This window comes from Flavobacterium sp. (genome assembly GCF_027484945.1).
Classification (GTDB): domain Bacteria; phylum Bacteroidota; class Bacteroidia; order Flavobacteriales; family Flavobacteriaceae; genus Flavobacterium.
In genome coordinates, this window is sequence record NZ_JAIXRZ010000071.1 from 12,709 (window position 1) to 38,885 (window position 26,177).

The following is a 26,177-nucleotide window of genomic DNA, read 5'->3' on the forward strand; positions in this document are numbered from 1 at the left end:
CCTTATATTTGTTGCTAAAATACAAAAAATTGAAAGCTACTCCCAAAAACTTCCGTTTGTGTATCGTTTCTGATCAGTTGTCAGGAGGTGGTGCTGAACGATGGGCAGCCTTAATGTCGTGTTATTTTGAATCTCAAGGAATTGCTGTTTTTCATATTATTGTTGAAAATGCAGTAACGTATTCCTATCGGGGACAACTTTTAAACTTAGGCGGCGATCCTAATCATAAGGGAATAGTTAAATGGATTCAACGGATTAAAAGATTTCAACAATTAAATACTTTTTTTAAGAATGAAAAATTTGATTTAATCATTGATAACCGAGTAAAAATCAAAAGTATACAGGAGTTAATTATACATCGATTTGTATACCGTTCTCCTTATTTGTTGATGGTGCACAGTTTTGCAAAGCATCTTTATTTTCCCCAACCTCATTGGATTAGTAAGGCTATTTACAATAAGGCAAAAGCTATTGTTTCGGTTTCAAAAGCAATTCAAAGTTCATTTTCGGATGATTATAAGGATACACCCAGTATCGTGTTTTACAATCCTATTGATTCAGTAACATTACATCAGCAAAAGCTTGAATTTATTTCTGTTTCCTATCAATTTATTCTCGCTGTAGGAAGTTTTAGAGACAATGTTAAACAATTTGATCGTTTGGTTGCTATGTATGCCCAATCAAAACTACCTAGTACTGATATCCATCTTATAATTCTGGGCGATGGTCCTTTACGCAGTAAATTACAAGAACAAATTTATGCGTTATCGTGTAGTGATAAAATACATTTATTTGGCAGTGTTGCCAATCCGTTTCCTTATTATTATCAAGCTTTATTCACTGTTTTAACTAGTAAATTTGAAGGGTTCCCAACGGTATTAATTGAATCCTTGGCCATAGGCACACCTGTAGTGGCCTATGATTGTTTTTCAGGCCCCTCTGAAATTATTGTTACAGAAAAAAATGGTTTGTTAATACCCGATCAGAATGAAAAAGAGTTTATGATTGGGATGCATCGAATGATTGAAGATAATGACTTATATTTACTGTGTAAAACTAACGCCAGCCAGAGTGTTAAACATCTTGATTTACCTCTAATCGGTAAGCAATGGATTCACTGGTTTTATAAGAATTTATGATGTATACAATTATTGATATTCCTCGAGTTAAAAACCCAAAAGGCAATTTAGCAGTTGTTGAATTGGATACTATTCCTTTTCCTATTCAACGGGTATACTACTTGTATGATGTTCCTTCAGAATCCAAGAGGGGTGGGCATGCTCATAAAAAACTACAACAATTATTAATCCCGATTTCAGGTAGTTTTGATGTAGTATTAAAAGATGGGGAAAATATACAGCGGATTACATTGAATAAACCAAATGAGGGTTTGTTAATTCCTGTAAATGTATGGCGTGAACTTGAAAACTTCACTTCAGGAGCAGTTTGTTTAGTGTTGGCATCCGAAGTATATGACGAAGATGATTACATTCGAAATTATAAGGAGTTTCTCAAATACATCAAAGAGCTTTAATACGAGCTTACTTTAATTCCCAATCGAATTCCGATGTTTTTTAGGATTCCAATTGTGACAAGCAGCCATGCAGGTGCTTGAACTAAAACGCGTTGTTTTTGATTTAAATGCGAAATTTCTACATCATTTAGGAGTTCGTTGGCTTCAGTGATTCGCCCGGTTTGTTTTAATTTTTTTGCCAAAACATAGCGTTCAAAATCAAGGTATTTTTTAAAAGCATTTGATTTTAGTTCCCATTCGCGGTAAGATTTGAAGTCGGGAACCCTTTGTTTTATTAACTTCTCTGAGGTCATTTGTCCGGTTACTGCCATACGATATCGCATACACGGTTGATTGTAAAATGCAAGTTGGAACAGATAATTCGCCCGAATATTAAAATCGATATCTTCTGAAAAATCCAAGTCTTCATTATAATTTCCTGCCGAATTATAAACAGACCGATGAAAGCAAACACTTCCATGATTGTAAAGGCCTTGCCCAATATTATTGTCAAAAAAAGAAACTATCCCACGAAATTGCGGATCCCAATTGCGCCCTGAATTGTGCGGGGTAACCAATTTTTTTCCAAACCATTCCCAATAATTTGTAGCAAATATTTTTGCCTCTGGGAAATCGGACTGCAGTCGGCTAATTTGTTTTAAAAAATTAGGTTCCCAGACATCATCTGCATCCAAAAAAGTAATGTATTCTCCCGATGCCGCTTGAATACCCGAATTACGCGCAGCTGCCAACCCACGATTCGTAGTATGTTCTACCCATTTAAGGGATGTGATTTGCAGCTGTTGAACCCTTTCAACGCTGTTGTCGGTAGATGCATCGTTAACGATAATCACTTCATAGTCCTTTTCAGTTTGTGAAAGAATACTTTGTAGGGTTTCTTCAACAAAGGCAGCCTTATTGTATAAGGGGACGATAATACTAAATTTTGGCATCGGTAGTTCGTATATAATCAAAAATAGCATTCCAATTTCCCAATACAGGAAAGGTACGTTCGGGTGCTTTGTTACCCGAATAGATGGGGGAGTTGTTTAACCATTTACGAAATAACTCGGCCAAAGCTATCGGATTTTCAGGATCAAAAAAAACGACTTCTTGGTAATCGCCTACCGTTTCTTTGGCATAGGGTAAATCGGCAGCCCATATAGGCTTTTGCATTGCCTTGGCTTCACTAATCGGTAGTCCCCAAGTTTCTAGTTTAGAAGGGAAGAGTAAACCATCCGAAATTTGATACTGCGCAAAAACCATTTCACGCGTCAATTTTCCTAAGAATTTTAAGTTGTTTAAAGGGTATTTTTTAGCAATATAGCTGGCATATCCACTGTCCTTAGGGTCAAAAGTAAGATGAATTTCCAATTGACTATTTTCTTCAGGAGTTAATAATTGTAATGCTTCGGCAATGACTTCCACATTTTTAAAACTCCGTGGAACCAAGGGATAAAACAATGTTTTAATTGCTGGTTTGGGTAATTGGGGAATCGCAACAGGAATTGATATTTCATGCAATGGACAACAAAAAACTTGCTGTACATCCAAATTTTTGAAATAATGATAAAGTTGTTGTTGTTGCACAAATACGGCGGTATTTTTGTGTATATTCCACCGGTATACCCAATGATAGAAAAAACTAAAGATTCCAATTTTATAATTGAACATCCAATCGGTTAAACGCGGGTGGTAAAATACAGTTGGATTATGTGCGTACATAAATTGATTTTTACAAACCACATTTGGTGTAGTGTCATGAAGTGATAACCAGTAGTCGGCTTTCAATTCTAGCGATAGCTTTTTGAATCCGAAATATTCAAGGTATATCCGATTCCACCATTTTTTTTTAGCATTGGGAAATCCAATACATTCAATATGCGAGTAATGATAATCGGAAGCATTGGGAACTAAAGCGTATACTTTCAGGTTGGATTGAGAAGCATACCGATCAAGGGCAGTAAGCGCATCGGTGAGAACCGAACGAATTCCACCATCTTTCATGCTTACACCCGATATGACTAAGACTTTTTGTGCCAACAGTTACACGGTTTTCTGAACCACTTCAAAAAGGGCTCCGTCTTCACATTTCAGCGTTTTAGAGGGGTATTTTAATAATAAGGCATAATCATGGGTTGCCATGATAATTGTTTTACCATTACCATTAATATTTTTCAACAATTCCAATACTTCAGCACTGGTTTGTGGGTCTAGATTGCCTGTGGGTTCATCGGCTAAAATAATTTCTGGATCGTTTAATAAAGCACGCGCTATTGCAATACGTTGTTGTTCACCACCTGATAACTGGTGAGGCATTTTTGAAGCAAACCCTTTCATGGCTACATGATCAAGCACTTCATCTATCTTGTCTTGCATTTCCTTTTTATCGGTCCATCCCGTTGCTTGTAGAACAAAAAGCATATTTTCATTGACAGAGCGATCGGGAAGCAATTTAAAATCTTGAAAAACTACCCCTAGTTTACGTCGTAAAAATGGAATTTCTTTTTCTTTTAACGAAGGTAAATCAAAATCGACCACATGTCCCATTCCCTCTGTTAGCGGTAAATCACCATAAAGTGTTTTCATCAAACTGCTTTTCCCGGTTCCACTTTTCCCGATAATATATATGAAATCACCGGGTAACACTTCTAAATTAACTTGCGAAAGAATCACGCGGTTCTCTTGATAAATGGTTGCATTTTGCAATGATACGACGGGTTGTGACATACAATTTTTTGTTAGTGGGGTAAATGTACTAAGATAACGTAGGTTTTCAAAATAAATTTTAGAATGAAAGCTAACAGGATTGGGATAATTATTTGTAACCTTAGCAAATTACTAAATCACAATCTTTAAAATTTAAGAATCAATCTTCCTCACTTTTGTTAAGAAAAATGTTTATAATAAAACACTACAACCTCCCGTTATTTAAGGGAGACCTTTATTTTTGATACGTACCAAAATTGGATAAACATGCGAAATTTAAAGTTGTATTTATTGCTTAATAGCCTGGTAATCACATCGGTGACAACTGCGCAGCAATCATCGGTGTATACGCACCAATTCAGTGAATTTGATCGTGCGGAGGCGTTGTATAACGACCGTCAATTTTTGGCTGCTCAACTATTATTTGATCAAATTAGTCAGCAAACAAAAGATCTTGAACTGCGTGCAGATTGTGCATTTTATAGCGCAAGTAGTGCTCTTCATTTGAATCAAGGCAATGCAGCTAATTTGGCACAGGATTTTATAGCTAATTATCCCACGAGTACCAAGTTGAATCAACTATATACTGAAGTTGCTCAGTATTACTTTGACCAAGGCGATTATTCGCGTGCGTTGGAATATTTTGAAAAAGTTGATGAAAGTGCTTTAACCTATGAAGAAATCGATCAGTTTAATTTTCAAAAAGGATATGCCAATTTTAATGCAAAAAAAGCAAAAGAAGCCAGTACCTATTTTAATAAAGTAGCGAATTCAAAAAAATACGGTTCACAAGCACGTTACTATTTGGGGGTAATGGCTTATGATAATGATAATTTTAAAGATGCTTCAAAATACTTCGATCAAGTGGCAGGTGATGAAAAGTATAAAGAGAAACTGTCTTATTTTCAGGCGGATATGAGCTTTCGTCAAGGTAATTTTGACAAAGCAATAGAGCAGGGAAAAACGGCAATGGCCAAATCCTCTGCTTCTGAAAAGTCGGAGTTGAATAAAATCATTGGAGAAAGTTATTTTAACCAAAAGAATTATGCGGAGGCGCTGCCTTATTTAAAAGAATACCGCGGTAAAAAAGGGAAATGGAGTAATACAGATTATTATCAATTGGGTTATACGTATTACCAACAAAAAGATTTTGAAAATGCCATTTTACAATTCAATAAAATTATTGATGGCAATGATCATGTGGCACAAAATGCCTATTATCATTTAGGTGAAAGCTACATGAATACCGAGCGTAAGCCGCAAGCATTAAATGCATTTAAAAGTGCAGCCGAGATGGATTTTGATGCAAAGATTCAGGAAGATGCTGCGTTAAATTATGCTAAATTGAGTTACGATATTGGGAACTCATTTCAAAGCGTACCGGATATTCTTGCTGCGTTTTTAAAAAAATATCCGAGTTCTCCCAATAAAAAAGAAATTGAAGGGCTGTTAATCAGTTCCTATATTACGTCTAAAAATTACAAAGAAGCCTTGTATTTGTTAGAGATGAATAAATCGCCCGAAAACCGAGTGGCCTATCAAAAAGTAGCTTTTTATCGTGGATTGGAATTGTTTACAGATGGCGATTATCAAGAAGCACAAGTATTATTTAAAGCGTCTTTACGCGAACCCAAAGAGCAAAAGTTTACCGCCCGTGCGCTTTTTTGGAAAGGGGAAACCGAATTTATTTTTGATAATTTCCAAGAGGCTTTATTGAGTTTCAAACAATTTGAATCGATGGAAGCGGCAAAAGCAACAGTGGAATTCAAAAACATTAATTACAATATTGCGTATTGTTACTTTAAACAAAAAGAATACGATCAAGCGGGGAATTATTTTCAAAAACAGATTGATGCGGTAAAAGATGAACGTATTCGTTTGAATGATTCCTATTTGCGGTTAGGAGATTGTAGATTTGTTACTTCTAAATATTGGCCCGCAATGGATGCTTATAATAAAGCAATTGATATGAAAGGGGTGGATGCCGATTATGCAGCTTTTCAAAAGGCAATTAGTTATGGGTTCGTCGCTAAAAACGAACGTAAAATTGAAGACTTTGTCAAATTTCTACAAATTTTTAAAACATCGCAATACCGTGATGACGCATTGTTTGAGTTGGCCAATACCTATGTGGCCGAAAGCAAAACCGATTTGGCTATAAAAACGTATGATGATTTGTTGAAAGAGTTTCCTTCAGGCACCTATGCGGCTAAAGCGGTTTTACGTCAAGGTTTGGTATATTACAATGGAAACAAAGACGACCTTGCTCTGGTCAAGTTTAAGAAAGTAGTAGCCGATTATCCGGCAACACCTGAGGCCCTAGAAGCTGTTGCTACTGCACGTCTTATTTATGTTGATAATGGGCGTGTAGATGAATATGCTACTTGGGTTCGAACACTCAATTTTGTTGAGGTTTCTGATAAAGAATTGGACGATGATACCTATGAAGCTGCCGAAAAACAATATTTGCAAAACAATATAAAATTGGCGATTTCTTCTTTAAATGGCTATATAGCTAAATTCCCTAATGGAATACACGCATTAAAAGCTAACTTTTATTTAGCACAGTCCTATTATGCCGATGCTTTGGAACAAAATGCAGTGCCAAAGTATGAATATGTTATTGCGCAACCAAAGAATGAATTTACAGAACAATCATTGGCGCGGTTGTCTGAAATTTTCTTAAAGAAAAACGAATATACCCGAGCAACTTCAGTATTGGAACGCTTAGAATTGGAAGCTGATTTTCCGCAGAATAAAACCTTTGCTCAAGCCAATTTAATGCGCGCTTTTTATGAGACACAGGCGTATGCTAATGCTGTAGTTTATGCCGAAAAGGTTTTGCTCAATCCCAAAACCGATAATAAAATTAAAAGCGACGCGCAAATTATTATTGCTCGTTCGGCAATTAAAGCCAATGATGAAGCGAAAGCACGAATTGCCTATGCCAATTTGTTGCAAATTGCAAAAGGGGAACTAGCTGCAGAGGCACTTTATTATGATGCCTATTTTAAAAACAAGGAGGCTAAGTTTGCAGAGTCAAATAAAGTAGTTCAAAAATTGGCTAAAGATTTTTCGGGTTATAAATACTTTGGGGCGAAAGGCTTAGTGGTGATGGCTAAAAATTATTATGGATTAAAAGATAGTTTCCAGGCTACAGCAATTTTGAGTAGTGTTATCGATAATTTTTCTGAATACCAAGAAGTAGTAGATGAAGCCAAAGTCGAACTAGAACGAATAAAGAATGAAGAAGCAAAAACGAATTCTTCTATTGAAAATAACAGCAAATAAGCGAGCTATGAAAAAAAGAAATCTATATATAGTTTTGACTTTTGCCATTGGTTTAGGATGTCAAAATAGTACGGCTCAAAAACAAGATGAAACCATTGGTTCGGAAGTGGTGAATGTAGTTAAACCCTACACACCGACGATTTCTGATGCTTTTAAAGTAAAGGAAACGCCTTCAACGGATGATGATGAAACCACTAAACGTGAACCCATTCAATACACGATTTTTTCGTTTCCGGTTGCCTCAACATTTACCCCTGCAAAGGGTAAAGCTGCAGGTGTAGAACAAGAGCAAAAACCCCGATTGTTTTCCAATTATGCCACTCTGGCCGCAGGTAATTATGGAAATATTAATGGGGCATTATTCGTAACCCACACGTTTGCTAATAGCGATTATTTTGGAGCTGCGCTTAATCATTTTTCTTCCCAAGGTGGAATTAAAAATGTGCGCTTAGAAGATGATTTTTCCAATACAGGTCTTGATTTAACCTATGGAAGTAAATCAAATAAAATCGGTTGGAATGTCGACTTAGGGTACCAGCGCCAGGCCTACAATTGGTATGGTTTGGATACCGATATATATTCGGGTTTATCTCCAGTAGATCAGGATTTGTTTTTATCAGATTTAAATATAAAACAAATCTACCAAACGATTTATGCGGGAGGGCGAATCGCTGTAAATGAAAGTTTTTTTAAAGAAGCCCAATTGCGATTTACTCATTTTTCAGATCAGTTTTCGTCTGCTGAAAATCGATTTTTAGCCAAACCTTCGTTTGAATTCAACCTTATGGAGGAAAAAGTTAAATTGGCTATGGAATTGGATTATGTTGGTGGTACTTTTGCAACCGATTATTTTAATTTAGGTGCGCTAAATTATGGGTATTTTAATACTGGAGTACAACCTTCGATTCAAATTCGACGCGATGATTTTACAGTAAATTTAGGAGCCGCTTTCTTTTACAGTTCAGCGACGCAAGGTGGCGAAAGCAAATTCTTTGTATATCCCAAAATTACTGCAAGTTATAAAGTAGTAGGTGATATCATGGTGGCCTATGCTGGAGCTGAGGGAAATTTGAAGCAAAATACGTATCGCGATTTTGTTCAAGAAAACTTCTTTGTTTCGCCTACATTAATCGTTGCGCCAACGGATCAGAAATTTGATATTTATTTTGGATTAAAAGGCAAATTAGCCAATGCGATTGGGTATAATGTTCGCGCATCCTATTTGGCTGAAGCCAATAAAGCTTTATTTAAAGCGAATCCTTTTGATACTGCTAATACCAATACAAATGATTATGTTTTGGCCAATTCCTTTGGAGTGGTTTATGATAAGGTGAATACTTTGAGTGTTTATGGCGAATTAAAAGCCGATTTCTCCAAAAATGTTCAATTGGGAGTGAATGCAACGTTTAATAATTATAATTGTTCACAACAGCAGGAACCTTGGAATTTACCCACACTACAATTGGCTTCAACTTTAGCTGTAGTATTTACTCCAAAATGGGATATGGGGGCTTCATTATTTTTTGTAGGCGAACGAAAGGAATTGTATTATAATTATAATTCAACAGCCCTACCTGTTATTCCCTATACACCAGAAACAGTGACGTTAAAAAGCTATTTGGATCTCAATGCGCATGTTGGCTATAAACACAATGAACGCTTGACTTTTTTTCTTAGAGGAAATAACTTGCTTAATCAAAATTACCAACGATGGATGAATTACCCAGTGCAAGGAATACAGTTCCTTTTGGGTGCCAATTTTAAGTTTGATTTCTAATTAAAAGCATGCTATATTTACCAACCTGTAGGCTCAAGCGTACAGGTTTTTTTATATGAACAGCAAAAACGAAATTAAAAAACGTTACCAACAACTCTTACAAGATCGTATCGATGTATTAAAGGATATGCTGGAGCAACTTACGTTAGGTGCACAAACCGATGCCAAAGGTTCAGCTGGTGACAAACATGAAACCGCATTGGCTATGATGCATTTGGAACAAGAAAAACTCAATGCTAAGTTGCAAGAAGTACTAGACCAAAAAGCACTAATTGATCGTATAGATACCTCGCAGAATTTGACCAAAGTAGCCTTGGGAGCTCTGGTACAAGTAAATGAACTTTGGTTATTTATTGCAGCTGCTTTGCCAAAAATAACTTTAGAAGATAAAACAATTATTGCGGTTTCACCCCATGCGCCCTTAGGAAGTGCGCTTATGGGAAAAGAGGTGAATTTTGAAGTAGTAGTAAATGGAACTCAATACAAAATAAATCATCTAATTTAATTTTAAAATAGAGGTAAGGTTGGTCCTTTTTTTTACTATTTTATCATTAAATTAAAAGACTTGAATGGTATGAGTGATACGGTTTTTAGTTGTGAATTTTTGATTCTTAAATTAGATACTTTAAAATCAAAGGTTTAGTAATAGGATTAAAAATAGCCTTTTTTTAGTCTTTATTTTAAGTTTAAAACGAAAATTGGATATTAAATATAAATGTTGATAACTTCATCTATAAAACGCTTTAAATCCCTTTAAAATCGCCTTTGATTTTTTATATTTGCGTTATCTACAAAATTCGAGATTTTTTTATGAGCGAAGAAGTTAAAAAGAACGCGTATTCCGCCGATAGTATTCAGGCGTTAGAGGGAATGGAGCACGTTCGGATGCGTCCGTCCATGTATATTGGAGATACCGGAGTGCGTGGTTTACACCATTTGGTTTATGAAGTTGTTGATAATTCCATTGATGAGGCGTTGGCAGGTCACTGTGACACGATTCGCGTAACCATAAATACTGATAATTCGATCACTGTTGAAGACAATGGTCGTGGTATTCCGGTTGATCTTCATAAAAAAGAGGGCGTTTCTGCACTTGAGGTAGTAATGACCAAAATTGGAGCCGGAGGTAAGTTTGACAAAGATTCTTATAAAGTTTCTGGAGGTCTTCATGGCGTTGGGGTTTCTTGTGTAAATGCTCTTTCGGATCATTTGCGCGCTACGGTTTACCGTGATGGAAAAGTATGGGAACAAGAATACGAACGCGGAAAGGCAATGTATCCGGTAAAACAAATCGGTACTACGGACAATCGCGGAACTACGGTATCCTTTAAGCCCGATGGAACGATTTTTACCCAGACGTTAGAGTATTCTTATGATACATTGGCGGCGCGTATGCGTGAGTTGTCGTTTTTGAACAAAGGGATTTCGATTACCCTGACCGATATGCGTCATACCGATGATAAAGGCAACCCTGTAGCCGAAACCTTCCATTCGAAAGAAGGGTTGAAAGAGTTTGTTAAATTCTTGGATGGCAATCGTATGCCGATTATTGCAAGTGTCATCAATATGGAAAACGATAAAGGTGAGATTCCAGTTGAGGTAGCCTTGGTGTATAACGATAGCTACTCGGAGAATATCTTTTCGTATGTCAATAATATCAATACGCACGAGGGTGGAACACACCTGCAAGGATTCCGTATGGGATTAACGCGTACGTTGAAAAAATATGCCGATGCTTCGGGGATGTTGGACAAATTGAAATTTGAGATTTCAGGAGACGACTTCCGTGAAGGATTGACCGCCATTATTTCGGTTAAAGTTGCTGAGCCTCAATTTGAGGGTCAAACCAAGACTAAATTAGGTAACCGTGAAGTAGTATCTCCCGTATCGCAAGCGGTTTCGGAAATGTTAGAGAATTATTTGGAAGAAAATCCGAATGATGCCCGTACGATTGTACAAAAAGTAATCTTAGCAGCACAAGCGCGTCATGCGGCAAAAAAAGCTCGTGAGATGGTGCAACGCAAAACCGTTTTAGGCGGTGGCGGATTACCGGGGAAACTATCCGACTGTTCCGAACAAGACCCTGCAAAATGTGAGATTTACTTGGTGGAGGGAGACTCTGCGGGTGGAACGGCCAAACAAGGTCGTGACCGTAACTTCCAAGCGATTTTACCGTTACGCGGTAAGATTTTGAATGTGGAAAAAGCGATGCACCATAAAGTTTTTGAAAACGAAGAGATTCGCAACATCTTTACCGCTTTGGGAATTACGATTGGTACCGAAGAAGATAGTAAAGCATTGAACTTGGAAAAATTGCGTTACCACAAAGTAATTATCATGACCGATGCCGACGTAGACGGTAGCCATATCTCGACGTTGATTTTAACGTTCTTCTTCCGATTCATGCGTGAGTTGATTGAGGCGGGTCACGTATATATTGCTTCACCACCGTTGTATATGGTAAAAAAAGGAACCAAAAAAGAATATGCTTGGAACGACGACCAACGCGATTTGATCTCGCAACAAATGGGCGGTGGTACTAGTGTACAGCGTTATAAAGGTTTGGGAGAAATGAATGCAGAGCAGTTGTGGGAAACTACGATGGATCCTAATATACGTACCTTGCGTCAGGTGACGATTGATAACCTCACCGAAGCCGATCGCATCTTCTCGATGTTGATGGGTGATGAGGTGCCACCGCGCCGCGACTTCATCGAGAAAAATGCAGTATACGCTAAAATTGATGCCTAACGAAAATTGAAAAAGGATGTCCTAGCCCCGGTGGGAGTGGAAATCCTTTTTTGTTTTATCCGGTTAGCGTAAAACAAAAAAGATTGAAACGTACAACGGGAATAGCTTCAAATAATAAATAAAAAAGTACAAACTTATTAATTACATTAAACAATGAAAGTTACGATAGTAGGAGCAGGAAACGTAGGCGCTACATGCGTGGACGCTATTGCTCACCGAAGAATTGCCAGTGAAATTGTAGTGGTAGACATTAAAGATGGCTTTGCCGAAGGAAAGGCAATGGATATTATGCAGACCCAAACCACTTTAGGTTTCAATACCAAAGTAGTAGGAAGTACGAATGATTATACCAAAACGGCAGGCAGTGATGTAGTGGTGATTACTTCGGGAATTCCGAGAAAACCAGGGATGACGCGTGAGGAATTGATTGGTATTAATGCCAGCATTGTGAAAGGTGTGGCTGAAAATTTATTGGCCCATTCTCCCAATGCAATTATCGTTGTGGTTTCGAATCCGATGGATACGATGACCTATTTAACGTTGAAAGCAACGGGTTTACCGAAAAACCGCATCATTGGTATGGGTGGCGCGTTGGATAGTTCACGTTTTAAATATTATTTATCACAAGCCATGGACAAACCGGCGAATGATATTCAAGGAATGGTTATTGGCGGTCATGGCGATACGACGATGATTCCGTTGACGCGATTGGCTTCCTACAATGGGGTTCCAGTTTCCCAATTCTTAGCAGAAGATGCGTTGGCCAAAGTAGCTGCGGATACAATGGTTGGTGGTGCTACCTTAACCGGATTGCTAGGAACTTCTGCTTGGTATGCGCCGGGCGCTTCGGTAGCGTATTTGGTGGATGCTATTCTAAACGACCAAAAGAAAATGATACCTTGTTCGGTACTTTTAGAAGGTGAATACGGGCAAGACGACATTTGTATGGGTGTGCCTTGTATCATTGGTAAAAATGGAATTGAGCAAATAGTTGATATTCATTTAAACGACGCTGAAAAAGCCTTGTTCGCGAAAAGTGCGGATGCAGTTCGTGCGATGAATGGCGATTTAAAGACGATTTTAGGATGATTCCTTTGAAATAAAATTATGAAAGACCGCTTTTTTGCGGTCTTTTTTTTAATAATAAGTGGCTAAATAATTTGTTAATCATTCGGTTAATTTTATATTTGCACGTTTCAAAAATTCTGTCCAAAGGATAGGGTGTTGGTTTTTTCTGAAAATCAACTCGTTAGACTACGGCGGTTGTTTTTGGTGAAGAGAGAACAAAAATTAATTAATTTTTAGTAGTAATGCAGAATAAGGGACTCGTTAAGTTTTTTGCAATTTTATTTGCTTTGGTAAGTATTTACCAGCTTTCATTCACTTTTGTAGCGAATGGGATTAAGAAAGACGCCAAGGCATTTGCCGAGCAAAAATTGGCTGAAATCAAGAAAAAAGCTGCTCCTGGTCAGCCACTTCCAGAATTAAATGAATTGGAAGTACAATACCTGGATTCTTTGAAAAAAGTTGAAGTTTTTAGTCTTGGTTTTGCCGACTACAACTATGAAGATGTAAGCAACAAGCAAATCAACAAAGGTTTGGACTTAGAAGGAGGGATCAACGTGATTCTTCAAATCTCAGTGAAAGACGTATTAAAAGGGTTGTCTAGCGATTCTAAAAATGCTGTTTTCAACAAAGCTTTGGATAATGCTGCAAAAATTCAAAAAGGGAATGAATCGTATTTAGATGCTTTCTTTCGTGCTTTTGACGAGGCAGCTGCAGGGACAAGTACAAAATTAGCCTCTCCCGATGTTTTTGCCAACAAGAACTTATCTGACGAAATTAACTTCAAGATGACCGATGACCAAGTAAAAAAGGTGATCCGTCGTAAAGTAGATGAATCAGTTGATTCTGCGTTTGGTGTATTGCGTAAGCGTATTGATAAATTTGGGGTAACCCAACCAAATATTGCAAAATTAGGACAGACAGGACGTATTTTGGTTGAATTACCAGGTGCGAAAGATGTCGATCGTATCAAAAAATTGTTACAATCTACTGCACAATTGGAGTTTTGGGAAACCTACCGCGCTGATGAAATGAGTATTTTCTTGGAAACAGCTAATCAAGCGTTGAAAACGTCTGAGGTTGTTGCGGAACCTGTTGAAAAAACAGGTGTAAACGATTCGATTAAAGCAATGTTGGGTAACAAGTCGAAAGATTCGGTTGCTAAAAACACTTCAGATTTAGGTCCATTAAAAAGCAAGTTAACCATTGGTGGCGGACCAGTATTAGGTACCGTAGCATCAAAAGATACCGCTAAAGTGGGTGAATACCTTCGCCGTGCTGAAATTCGTAATTTATTACCAGCCGATAAACGTTTTGCAAAATTTGTTTGGAGTAAAGCGAATGTAGCTGTAGATGCTAAAACTAAACAAGAGTCGCAAACTTTTGAGTTGTATGCTTTAAAAGGGAACAAAGACAATGTAGCTCCTTTGAGTGGTGGTGTGATTATTGACGCAAGAGATACTTTTGACCAATTGGGTAAGCCAGCGGTTTCGATGCAAATGAACGGTCAAGGAGCTAAAACTTGGGAAGAATTAACTGGTAAAGCATATACCGATAAAGGATTCATCGCGATAGTATTGGATAATGTAGTGTATTCTGCTCCGGGTGTTTCTTCGGGTCCAATTGCTGGCGGTCGTTCAGAAATTTCGGGTAATTTTGATGTAGCCGAAACCAAAGACTTAGCCAATGTATTGCGTGCAGGTAAATTGCCAGCTGCAGCAGAAATTGTGCAGTCAGAAGTGGTAGGTCCGTCCTTAGGACAAAAAGCAATTGATGCAGGTACTACTTCTTCTATCGTTGGTTTGGTATTGGTATGTTTATGGATGATGTTCTATTATGGTAGAGCAGGTTTGTATGCAAACATTGCTTTATTTGTAAACTTATTATTCTTATTTGGTATTTTAGCTAGTTTAGGAGCTGTTTTAACCTTACCTGGTATTGCTGGTATTGTATTAACCTTAGGAACAGCAGTAGACGCGAACATTATTATTTATGAGCGTGCAAAAGAAGAATTACGTGATGGAAAGTCGCTGGCAGATGCCGTAAAAACATCCTATGGATGGAAAGGAGCGATGCGTTCAATCATTGATGCAAACGTTACGCACGTATTAACTGGAGCGATCTTATTTATTTTTGGTACCGGACCCATTCAAGGTTTTGCGACTACCTTATTGATTGGTATTTTCACATCGCTATTTACTTCTATATTCATTGCACGTATTTTTATCGATAAAGATGTCGATGCAAATAAAAAATTAGCGTTTACAACCAATTTAACTAAGAACTGGTTTACGGGCTTTAACTTCGACTTTATTGGAATCAAAAAGTACTCGTATATCTTCTCTACTTTAGTTGTAATTGTAAGCTGTGTGTCGTTCTATTTTAATGGTTTGGATGAAGGTGTAGATTTTGTTGGAGGTCGTACTTTCCAAGTAAAATTTGAAAAACCTGTAGAGGCATCAATTGTTGCTGAGGAGTTAACTAAAGAATTTGGTACTACCGTTGAAGCAAAGGTATTTGGTGATGAGGATCAATTGAAAATCACGACCAAGTATAAAATTAAAGAAGAGTCAACCGATACGGATAGAGAAGTAAATGAAAAACTATTCAAGGTTTTAGGCAAGTATTATCCAGGAACGACCTATGATCAATTTATCAATACCTACGATGGTAAAAAAGTTGGGGTATTGCAAGCTTCCAAAGTGGGGGCAGCGATATCAGCCGACATCAAAACCAATTCCTTTTGGGCTGTTATTGGTGCAATGTTGATTGTTGGACTTTACTTGATTATTTCGTTCCGTAAATGGCAATACTCATTGGGTGCTTTAGCAGCGGTAGTTCACGATGTGATCTTTGTATTGGGTGTTTATTCATTAGGTTATAAGTATGCGCCTTTCCATATGGAAATGGATCAGCATTTTATCGCAGCTATTTTGACCGTGATTGGTTATTCTATGAATGATACCGTAATTGTATTTGACCGTATACGTGAATTCCTTGCAGGTAATCGCAAAGGTCACTTTAAAGATGTTGTAAATGCTTCTATTAATACTACTTTATCGCGTACCTTGAATACTTCGTTAACGATGATCATGGTATTATTGATTATGTTTATTTTTGGTGGAGAGTCAATTCGAGGGTTCATTTTTGCGATGTTAATTGGTATCATCATCGGTACCTACTCATCATTATTTATTGCAACTCCTGTATTGGTAGATACGATGAAACAAAGTGATATTGATGAAATCGAAAAACGTCACTTTACGGATCAACAATAATTTAGATACAAAAAATAATAAGCCGTTCCCTGTTGAACGGCTTTTTTTATGGGGATTGGTTTAGTATAGATTTTTTTATTTATTCTAAAAAATGTTCATTTTGATTGAATGTGCACTACTAGTCTTATAGGCTAGAGGAACTAGATTTTAAATGAAATATTAGCTTTTGCTACGTGAAGTTGACTCATGAGTTTTTGTAAAGCGTAGGTATAAAAAAACCTCCATAGGAGGGAGGCTTTCAAGTTAAACGATATTCAATTAAACATCAATATCTTCAGGTAAAGGCTTTTCGGCCATAAAAAGGTAATAGAGTCCGACCAAAATGAAAGGAATACTCAACCATTGACCGGTTGAAAACTGACCGAAAAACTCTTCAATACCCCCTTGTTCTTCTTTAATGAATTCAACTACAAAACGAACACTCCATAAAAGTATGAGGAAAACCCCAAAAAGTAATCCATGTTTTTCAGATACATTGGTTTTCCAATATAAATAGAGTAGGATAAAGAATACAAAAACATAACAAAATGCCTCATAAAGTTGTGCGGGATAACGGTAAGGTACAGCAGCTAAAAGGCTAGAAAATTGAGGATTATTAACCAATGCATCATAGGCCATATCAGGATTAGTAATACCTGTTTTTTCAATAATTACTTGTGCGGGATAAGCCTCTCGAATGAACCGCATGGCAAAGGGACTATCTGCAGTAGTTATTTTGCCTACAATTTCGGAATTAAAGAAATTTCCAATACGTACAAAAATGGCCCCACAAGCAACAGGAATTACAACTCGATCCAATACCCAAAGCAGGGGTCGATTGATCACTTTTTTACTGTAAAAATACATCGTAATAATGATGGCAAAAGCCGCTCCATGACTCGCTAAACCTGCAAATCCAGTAAACTGAAATTCTGGATCAAACTGGAAAGGCAATAAAATTTCTGCAGGATGGTTTCGAAAATAATCCCATTGATAAAAAAATACGTGCCCCAATCGTGCGCCCAAAAGAGTTGCTAAAACGGTCCAAATAAAAAGAGTATCTAATTTATCGATGGACTCTTTTTCATGATCAAATATTTTTTTCATTATATACCATCCGAGTGCGAATGCAATCACAAACATTAAGCTATAAATTCTAATGTTTAAAGGACCAAGGTGAAAACCTTCAGCGGGATTCCAAATCATAATAGGGGTATTTATTCATTTCAAAAATAGACATTTATTTTTTGGGGCGAAATTAAAATTGCGTTAGCACTTTTTTTTAATCTTAGGAGGAACTGGGTCGTAACCACTTTTTCCCCACGGATGGCATGAAAAAATTCGTTTACAACCTAAATAGCTCCCTTTCCAAACACCATGAAGGGTTACGGCCTCAATAAAGTAGGAGGAACAAGTGGGGTGAAAACGACAAGTAGAAGGCGTAAAAGGGGAAATAGCAACTTGATAGAAGCGAATAATTCCAAGTAGTGGTGCCGCAATTATTTTTTTAAATCGCATTACAGTAGATATGATGTTCCTTCTTTTCCGTCTTTTAATTGGATTCCTAAATCTTGTAAACGATCTCTGATTTCATCGGATAACGCCCAATTTTTATTCGCGCGCGCCGAATTTCGCATTTCAATGAGCATTTCTACAACACCACTTAGTTTTTCAGAATTTACAGCCGTTAGTTTAGTGTTTTCTAAGCCTAAAACCTCAAATAAAAAGGTCTGCAATGTGTTTGAAAGTTCGACACAATCCGCTGCAGTTAACGACGCTTTCTTATCATTAACCAAATTAGCATAACGAATTCCTTCAAATAATTGTGCAATGAGAATAGGGGTGTTAAAATCGTCATTCATTGCGTCATAACATTGTTTTTTCCAGTTTTGAATATTCAATGTTGATTGCGGAGATCCTTGAAGTTGGCTTGCAATAGCTAATCCTTCCATCATTCGTTGGTATCCTTTTTCACTAGCCATAAGAGCGTCATTCGAAATGTCTAATACACTGCGGTAATGTGCTTGGAGGAAACAAAAACGAACAACCGAAGGCTCGAATGCTTTTTCAAAAAAATCATTTTTACCTTCTATTAATTCCATAGGTAAGATAAAATTGCCAGTCGATTTACTCATTCGTAAGCCGTTCATCGTAAGCATGTTGGCATGCATCCAGTAGTTGACGGGATTTTTATCATTGCAACCTTTACCCTGAGCAACTTCACATTCGTGGTGTGGAAATTTTAGATCCAAGCCACCGCCGTGAATATCAAAGTTTTCACCCAAATATTTAGTACTCATAGCGGTACATTCGAGATGCCAGCCAGGAAATCCTTCACCCCATGGAGAGTTCCAACGCATAATATGGGCGGGTGAGGCATTTTTCCACAAGGCAAAGTCTTGCGGGTTTTTCTTTTCATTCTGACCGTCAAGTTCCCGTGTATTTGCCAATAATTCTTCTACATTTCGATTGCTTAACGCGCCATAATTAAGTCCACGGTTATTATATTCTAATACATCAAAATAAACCGATCCGTTGCTTACATAAGCTAAGCCTTTATCGATTAGCTTTTGGGTTAATTCAATTTGTTCTAATATATGCCCCGTAGCGGTAGGTTCGATACTTGGCGGTAAAAAATTGAATATATCCAAAACCCGATGAAAATCAACCGTATATTTTTGAACAATTTCCATCGGTTCCAATTTTTCCAAACGGGATTGCTTTACAAACCGGTCATTGTCTATATTTCCATCATCGGTTAAATGGCCTGCATCGGTAATGTTGCGTACATAACGAACGTGGTAACCCAAATGGGTGAGGTATCGGTAGATCATATCAAAACTCATAAAGGTGCGTAAATTCCCCATATGAACGTTGCTGTAAACGGTTGGTCCACATACATACATGCCTATTTTTCCAGGAGTAATGGATTGAAAGGTTTCTTTTGCACCCGAAAGGGAATTGTAAATTGTAATCGTATGGTTTTGATATAATGCATTCATAAATTAAAAACGCGTATCGAGTTTTATATATTCTAAAAATTCATTGCGAACCGAATCATTTTTGAATTTACCGCCAAATTCTGCGGTAACCGTACTGCTTTCAATATCGCGTATCCCTCTCGAGTTTACACAAAGATGTTTGGCATCGATAATACAAGCAACATCCTCTGTTTGCAATACATTTTGCAATTCACGTACAATTTGAATTGTTAACCGTTCTTGTACTTGAGGTCGTTTTGCAAAATAATCCACAATTCGGTTCATTTTTGAGAGGCCAACCACATTTCCTTTGGAGATGTAGGCAACATGAGCCCGTCCCACAATAGGGAGGAGGTGGTGTTCGCAGGTAGAATAAACCGTAATGTTTTTTTCGACCAACATTTCGTTGTATTTGTATTTATTTTCAAATGTGGAGGAACTTGGTTTTTTGTTGGGATTTAACCCTCCAAAAATTTCTTTAACAAACATTTTGGCAACACGGTTGGGCGTGCCTTTTAAACTGTCATCAGCGAGGTCCATTCCCAATGTGCATAAGATGTTTTCTACATCCTTTTTTATACGTTCAATTTTTTGCTCATCCGTTAGTTCAAAAGCATCGGCACGTAAGGGTGTATTTTCGTTGGTTGCAATATGATTATTGCCCATTTCGTCATGTAAATTGTCCTCAGAAATCATGAATACGTAATAAAGTTATTTCGCTATTTTCAAACTTCAAAGATAATTATAAAAGATAAAGAAGCTGCAGAAACTCTTTCAAAAATAAATTTTACGCATTTTAAGAAAATGTTACTTTAAATTTAATTATTTTTAGCGCTTTAAATTTATAAGTGAATGAAAAATTTTACGCTAAAACTGCTGTTTATTCTGTTGTTTGCTACTACTTTACAGGCTCAAAACTTGTTGGCTAACGGTGATTTTGAATCGGGAGGGGTTGGAGTTGGTTTCAACATAAACGGGACAGGATATAATTTTGTAGCGAGTCCAACAGGTACAACTGCTGCAGGTGACTATAGTTTTGGCGTAAATCCGCAACCCTACAATACAACCAATTTTATTACTTCGGGCGATCATACATCGGGAACAGGTAAAATGATGTTGTTTGATGGAAGTTCAGATGGTGGAAATCCTAGTTTTTGGAAGGCAGGTAATAGTGGAGGAGGTATTTGTGGGTTAACCGTTGGTGCAACATATACCTTTCGGTATTGGGTGCGTTCTATTTCTACCAATGTTACCGGACCCGCTACTCAGGCCGATATTCGTGTAGTGTTTAACAATGCAAATGTGTTGACTTCACCTGCATCTACATTAGCTCCTTTAACAACAGCAGGGTGGGAGCAGCGCACCTATACATTTACACCAACCAATGCTTGTGTCAATATTGAATTACGAAATTTTAATACAAGTTTTGTTGGTAATGATTTCGCTGTAGATGATTTAGCTCTTTTGCCACCACCCAAACCACTTGCGGTTTTATTTTCTGCGGTAAGTCCGTATTGTGCTACTCCAGCTACTGGATCTATTACTGTTTACGGTTCAGGAGGAACGGCTCCTTATACCAATTACACGATTTCGGGATCTGTAAATCAAAATTCGACAACTGGCGTATTTACGAACATTCCGGTTGGTACTTATACCGTTAGTGTTACCGATACCGCCGGAAATACGGTATCTCAAAATAACGTAGTTTTAGCTCCGGCTGCCAATCCATTGACAGTTTCGCCAAACACTACAATTTGTACGGGCAGTACAGCTACCTTATCTGCAAATGGCGGACTTTCATATTCATGGACTGCAACACCTGCAGATGCCTCTTTGACAACTCCAACGAGTGCTACCCCTGTTGTAGCACCTACAACTACAACGACTTACACGGTAACAGCTTCGGCAAACGTTACTCGAAATTTAGTATATAATGGTGATTTTTCATTAGGTAATCTAGGATTTAATACAGATTACACTTATGTTGCTTCCAATGCTGCGGGTGCTCAAGGAATGTATGGTATTGTTTCCAATCCGTCGACATGGTTCCCTACCTTTTCAACCTGTCCAGATCATACTACAGGTACTGGTTCCATGATGCTATTTGATGGTTCTAATTTAAATGGTGGAAATGATCGTCTTTGGACCCAAACTATTCCTGTTCAACCAGGGCAAACCTATACCTTTTCCTATTGGATTCAAAGTGTAGTAGCGAGTAGTCCTGCCATTGTTCAAACATTCATCAACGGTGTCTCACAAGGATTAGTAAATGCACCAGCAGTAGCAACTTGTGGCAATTGGACCCAAGTAACTTATACCTGGAATTCAGGGGTGAGTACTAGTGCAGTAATTGCATTATTCAATAACAACTTGAGTACAGCTGGAAATGATTTTGCTATCGATGATATTTCATTTTCAACCAACGTAACTTGTAATGCTTCCCAATCGGTAACCATTACTGTAAATACGTTGTCAATTACTGTTCCTTCCAATCAGGTTTATTGCCATGGAGTTACAGTACCTTTACAACAATTTACCAGCAATCAAACAGGAACGTCAATTACATGGACCAATTCCAATCCAAACATAGCAATTGGTGCTAGTGGTCAGGGGAATATCAATTCTTTTTTAATCAACAATAGTACGACAATTCCGCAAACGACAACCATTACCGTTACCGGTTCATTAGATGGATGTACGAATGATGTTAAGACGTATACCATAACTGTTAATCCTCCGCCGGGAGTAATGGTTAATAATGTAGTGAAATGTTCTGGGGATAATACGCCTGCAACAATGACTGCTACACCAACGTATCCCGGTACTTATTCCTATGCATGGACAGTTCCAGTTGGTGTTCCGGCACCGGGTAACGTGGCAAGTTTTACAACAACCGTTCCAGGAAATTACTCGGTTACCATTACAAATACAGCAACCGGTTGTGTTGCGAGTTCAGCTCCGGGGATATTTTCTTTTGACTTGAATTGTTGTATCAATGATATTACATTGAGTACCAATAATCAAACCTTTTGTAATGATACGAGTTGTACGGTACTTAATGCTAATTATATTAACGCATACGACACCACCTCCTATACGGTATCTTCAATTCCTTATGCCCCGCTTAATCCATTAGGAAATTTAGCGACTGCACTATGTACGCAAGATGACCGTTTTTCAGACCCTGTTAACTTGCCTTTTTCGTTTAGTTTTTATGGGCAGTGTTATAACCAATTTCAAGTAGGAACCAATACTCTTTTAACATTTCAAGTTAATCCAACCAATTTATGTAATACGGGTGCAGGAAGTGGTTTTGCCTTTACACAAGCCATTCCTAGTGCAGCTATGAATCCACTTTGGAGAAATTCTATTTATTTTCCAATGCAGGATACGAATCCCGCAGTGCCTTCAACCCCGCCAGTTTCCATTAACTATATTGTTGATGGTCTTGCTCCCTGTCGTAAATTAATTGTAAATGTGAAAAGTATGCCTCTATTTTCTTGTGGAACTGCTCAAGGTTTACAAGAGAGTCAATTGGTATTGTATGAAGGGACAAATATCATTGATGTTCATGTTAAACGTAGATCCGTATGTGCCAACTGGAATAGTGGTAATGCCGTTCTAGGATTACACAATGCTAACGGTACACAAGGGATTACACCTCCAGGGAGAAATACAGGAGCTTGGGTTGCTAATAATGAATCATGGCGATTTACACCCTCGGGTAATTCATTAACAACGGTTCGTTGGTTACAAGGTACTACGGTTATAGGTACAACTCCCTCTGTTCCCGTTTGTCCAACAACCACAACTACGTATACCGCTGAAGTTCGACATAATGTTTGTGGTGGACCAAGAATTTATACTGAAAATATTACTGTATTTGTTAACCCTGACGATACCGAACCGGCACCTTCAATAACCAATTGTCTTCCTAATAATGTTTTTGATTTAACTCAAAATGAAATACCCGTTTTGGGACCACTTATCGCGTCGGGGGAGTATGAAGTTTATTATTATACGAATCAATCCGATGCGCAAAATTTAGCATCCAATAATATTGCAAATCCGAGTTCGTTCACGATGACTTCTGGAACAAGTCAAATTATATACATGAGTTTATACAATATATTCTCGGGATGTGTTCGCATTCAGCCGTTTAGTATCTCGATGATTGATTGTGCATTATGTCCAACCATTACCAATCCATCTGTAACCCAAACCTTATGTTTGGGAGCCGACGTAAACCCTTTGGCAGTAAATACTACCGCTGTAGGTACAAATTCTATTTCCTATGTTTACTTTACGACTCCTCAAGTAGGTTCAAATATGTATATTGGGGGTACACCTCTAGGGAATGCTACGCCAAATGCCTCGAGTGTTGCTAGTTACGATCCAGGTATTTTAGGAAGTCCTGGTTCTTTTCCAAACGTTACTGGGACGTATTATGTTTATGCAATTGCCAATCCAACCCCTGGACTATCGACTTGTAGACCTTATCAAGAAATAATTGTAAATGTTACTTCCTCAAATGGATTATCATTAACGTCATTACCTTCAACAACCAATCAGGTATTTTGCTTAGGAAATGCAATTACTCCTATTACCTATACCTATGATCCACTGGCAACAGCTACAGTTACAGGTTTGCCTAATGGTGTTAATGCTGCAATAGGAGCAGGTACTATTACAATTTCGGGCACACCTACTGCTATAACCGCTTCACCGCAAACATTTACTGTATCTGTTGTAGGAAGTTCATGCGGTTCACCTACTTCAACGGGAACCATTTCCGTAGAACCGATTACAACATTAGTTTTAACATCTCCAACCGCTACAACATCACAAACGGTTTGTGAAAATAATGCCATAAATTCTATTACATACAATTTCGGAGGTTCGGCAACAGGAGTTACGGTAACAGGTTTGCCTTCAGGGGTAACCGCATCAACAACCGGAAATACTTTGACTATTTCGGGTACTCCTGCAACAAGTGTGGGCTCACCATTTAATTATACGGTAACCACAACCGGTGGTAATTGTGGTACGGTTTCGTTAACAGGTACAATCACGGTAAATCCAACAACAACTCTTGTTTTTGCTTCTGCAACAGGAACTGATAATCAAACAATTTGTACAAATACACCGATAACTGCAATTTCGTATACTTTTGCGGGCTCGGCTACCGGTGTTACTGTTACAGGTTTACCTGCTGGGGTGACTTCATCAATTAGTGGGAATACCGTTACGATTTCGGGTTCTCCTACCACGACTACCGGTTCACCTTTTAATTATACCGTTACGACTACGGGTGGAAATTGTGGAGCTCCTTCATTGTCGGGAGTTATTACGGTTCAACCCGCTGCTACATTGGTATTAACCTCTGCTGTAGCTACTTCAAATCAAACCGTATGTAATAATACTGCAATTTCAAATATAATATATACTATTGGTGGTTCTGCAACAGGTGTTACCGTTACCGGATTGCCTACAGGTGTTACTTTTAATTTATTTGGAAATACATTGACAATATCAGGAACACCCACAACTACTATTGGTTCCCCTTTCATTTATACCATTACTACTACGGGGGGTAATTGTGGTACTCCTTCATTAACCGGAACAATTACGGTTAATCCAACAACTACCTTAGTTTTATCATCTGCTATAGGTACCGATAATCAAACCCTTTGTGTCAATAGTCCGATAACCCCTATTTCGTATACTTTTGGAGGTTCTGCAACAAGTGTTACAGCAAGTGGTTTACCAGCAGGTATAACTTCATCCATTTCTGGTAATACGATTACGATTTCGGGAACACCTACTTCAATTGTTGGCTCTCCTTATACAATTACGGTACAAACTTCTGGAGGTAATTGTGGAACACCAACTTTAACCGCATTGCTTACTATTGAACCAGTTGCATCATTGACATTGACATCACCAACAGCAACAACCAATCAAACCCTTTGTATAAATTCACCACTTACGAATATTGTATACACTTTTGGAGGGGCGCCTCTTGGAGTAACGGTTACAGGTTTACCCGCTGGAGTTAGTTTTAATACTGTGGGCAATACCCTAACGATTTCTGGTTCACCAACTACAAATGTTGGGTCTCCATTTAATTATACTGTAACTGCAAATGGAGGTAATTGTGGTTCTCCGTCATTAACTGGTACAATTTCGGTAAATGTTGGTGCAACATTAGTATTAAATTCTCCAGCCAATTTGACCAGTCAAGCAGTATGTGAAAACACAGCAATCACAAATATTGACTATACTTTTGGAGGATCTGCAACGGGAGCCACTGTTACGGGATTACCAACGGGTGTAACCGCTTCAATTTCAGGAAATACAATTACCATTTCTGGTTCTCCTACCACACCATCAGCTACGCCCTATACCTATTCAATAGCAACAAGTGGCGGAACTTGCGGAGCACCAATACTGACTGGAACCATCACCGTTAATCCAAATACTACGCTAAATTTAACGTCAGCATCGGGGACAGCTAATCAAACCTTATGTTTGAATGCTACGATTGCTCCAATTTCGTATGTTTTTGCTGGTTCAGCAACCAATGCAACCCTATCGGGTTTACCAGCAGGAGTTACCTATGCTGTAACAGGAAATACAATTACGATATCGGGAACACCTTCAACAGTGACGGGTTCACCATTTACTTATACCGTTACTACTTCGGGTGGTGCATGTGGTACTCCTTCATTAACTGGAACAATTACTGTTGAACCACTTGCGACATTGGTACTAACTTCATCTGCTGCTTCGGCAAATCAAACGGTATGTATAAACAGTGCAATAGCTTCAAC

The 26,177-nt window shown here is 38.0% G+C and carries 16 protein-coding genes; 9 read left to right on the forward strand and 7 right to left on the reverse strand.

Translation table 11 applies throughout. The features are described from left to right. The first annotated feature begins 29 nt into the window (after positions 1-29). Together Q0039_RS10140 and Q0039_RS10145 are read left to right on the forward strand one after the other, a co-directional pair. Complete coding sequence (locus Q0039_RS10140; RefSeq protein ID WP_297512371.1) at positions 30-1,139, forward strand: glycosyltransferase; 1,110 nt, start codon at positions 30-32, stop codon at positions 1,137-1,139. Continuing rightward, on the forward strand, positions 1,136-1,534 hold the full coding sequence (locus Q0039_RS10145) for an FdtA/QdtA family cupin domain-containing protein (protein WP_297512375.1): 399 nt from the start codon (positions 1,136-1,138) through the stop codon (positions 1,532-1,534). Before Q0039_RS10140 ends, Q0039_RS10145 begins: the two co-directional genes overlap by 4 nt. Here the strand turns inward: Q0039_RS10145 and Q0039_RS10150 are convergent. From Q0039_RS10150 to Q0039_RS10160, 3 genes are read right to left on the reverse strand one after another with little or no spacing between them, the layout of a single operon-like run. Next, positions 1,531-2,466, reverse strand: coding sequence for a glycosyltransferase (locus Q0039_RS10150; protein ID WP_297512377.1), 936 nt, complete (start codon positions 2,464-2,466; stop codon positions 1,531-1,533). The two genes, Q0039_RS10145 and Q0039_RS10150, sit on opposite strands and share 4 nt — an antisense overlap. Beyond that, positions 2,453-3,556, reverse strand: a complete 1,104-nt coding sequence (locus Q0039_RS10155; protein WP_297512380.1) for a glycosyltransferase — start codon at positions 3,554-3,556, stop codon at positions 2,453-2,455. The genes Q0039_RS10150 and Q0039_RS10155 overlap by 14 nt, the downstream gene beginning before the upstream one ends. A gap of 3 nt (positions 3,557-3,559) precedes the next feature. Beyond that, positions 3,560-4,243, reverse strand: coding sequence for an ATP-binding cassette domain-containing protein (locus Q0039_RS10160; RefSeq protein ID WP_297512383.1), 684 nt, complete (start codon positions 4,241-4,243; stop codon positions 3,560-3,562). Positions 4,244-4,489: 246 nt separating this feature from the next. On the opposite strand from Q0039_RS10160, the gene Q0039_RS10165 reads away from it, so the two are divergent. The 6 genes from Q0039_RS10165 (at position 4,490) to secDF (ending at position 16,384) form a co-directional block, all read left to right on the forward strand. Next, entirely contained in the window at positions 4,490-7,513 is a 3,024-nt protein-coding gene (locus tag Q0039_RS10165; RefSeq protein WP_297512388.1) for a tetratricopeptide repeat protein, read from the forward strand. A gap of 7 nt (positions 7,514-7,520) precedes the next feature. Then, positions 7,521-9,290 (forward strand): TonB-dependent receptor, encoded by a 1,770-nt coding sequence (locus Q0039_RS10170; RefSeq protein ID WP_297512391.1) that lies wholly within the window; start codon positions 7,521-7,523, stop codon positions 9,288-9,290. Positions 9,291-9,345: 55 nt separating this feature from the next. Further along, on the forward strand, positions 9,346-9,795 hold the full coding sequence (locus tag Q0039_RS10175; RefSeq protein ID WP_297512394.1) for a hypothetical protein: 450 nt from the start codon (positions 9,346-9,348) through the stop codon (positions 9,793-9,795). 305 nt (positions 9,796-10,100) lie between these two features. After that, positions 10,101-12,041 (forward strand): DNA topoisomerase (ATP-hydrolyzing) subunit B, encoded by a 1,941-nt coding sequence (gene gyrB / locus Q0039_RS10180; RefSeq protein WP_297512397.1) that lies wholly within the window; start codon positions 10,101-10,103, stop codon positions 12,039-12,041. Positions 12,042-12,194: 153 nt separating this feature from the next. Next, on the forward strand, positions 12,195-13,130 hold the full coding sequence (locus Q0039_RS10185) for a malate dehydrogenase (RefSeq protein ID WP_297512400.1): 936 nt from the start codon (positions 12,195-12,197) through the stop codon (positions 13,128-13,130). Positions 13,131-13,351: 221 nt separating this feature from the next. Continuing rightward, positions 13,352-16,384, forward strand: a complete 3,033-nt coding sequence (gene secDF, locus Q0039_RS10190) for a protein translocase subunit SecDF (RefSeq protein ID WP_297512403.1) — start codon at positions 13,352-13,354, stop codon at positions 16,382-16,384. Positions 16,385-16,642: 258 nt separating this feature from the next. Here the strand turns inward: secDF and lgt are convergent, their stop codons facing one another. From lgt to folE, 4 genes are all read right to left on the reverse strand, one after another. Continuing rightward, positions 16,643-17,569, reverse strand: coding sequence for a prolipoprotein diacylglyceryl transferase (gene lgt, locus Q0039_RS10195; RefSeq protein ID WP_297512406.1), 927 nt, complete (start codon positions 17,567-17,569; stop codon positions 16,643-16,645). A gap of 63 nt (positions 17,570-17,632) precedes the next feature. Continuing rightward, positions 17,633-17,881, reverse strand: coding sequence for a membrane protein insertion efficiency factor YidD (yidD, locus tag Q0039_RS10200; protein ID WP_297512409.1), 249 nt, complete (start codon positions 17,879-17,881; stop codon positions 17,633-17,635). Next, complete coding sequence (gene cysS, locus Q0039_RS10205) at positions 17,881-19,365, reverse strand: cysteine--tRNA ligase (RefSeq protein ID WP_297512412.1); 1,485 nt, start codon at positions 19,363-19,365, stop codon at positions 17,881-17,883. The genes yidD and cysS overlap by 1 nt, the downstream gene beginning before the upstream one ends. Positions 19,366-19,368: 3 nt before the next feature. Next, the gene (gene folE / locus Q0039_RS10210) at positions 19,369-20,040 is read right to left on the reverse strand and encodes a GTP cyclohydrolase I FolE (protein WP_297512416.1); all 672 of its coding nucleotides are present in this window, start codon (positions 20,038-20,040) and stop codon (positions 19,369-19,371) included. 156 nt (positions 20,041-20,196) lie between these two features. Here folE and Q0039_RS10215 point away from each other — a divergent pair. Further along, a partial coding sequence (locus Q0039_RS10215; RefSeq protein WP_297512419.1) for a hypothetical protein occupies positions 20,197-26,177 on the forward strand: 5,981 nt, incomplete at its 3' end.